Here is a 211-nt window from a genome sequence, read left to right on the forward strand (position 1 = left end):
CATCTTCGCAGCAGGCAAAATTACCTCAGCACTGGAGTCAGAAGATACGCTGGAATCTTCTGCGCTAGAATCAAGACCATACGGCCTACCGGTTGTGAGAGATTCCATGGGCCTTATGACATATCCTGGAAAGAGTAGCTCATCAGACTTACGTTTACTCTCTATATCAATATCTACATCAGGAGCAATCATTTCAATAAACAGCCGACAT

1 protein-coding gene is annotated in these 211 nt (G+C 44.1%); it reads right to left on the reverse strand.

Annotation, left to right across the window (positions count from 1 at the left end; genetic code table 11):
• The coding region (locus tag EXE45_RS21180; RefSeq protein ID WP_206750540.1) for a hypothetical protein at positions 1-211 on the reverse strand (211 nt) is incomplete at both ends.

Origin of the sequence: Halorubrum sp. SP9, assembly GCF_005435015.1 — an archaeon.
GTDB classification, from domain to species: domain Archaea; phylum Halobacteriota; class Halobacteria; order Halobacteriales; family Haloferacaceae; genus Halorubrum; species Halorubrum sodomense.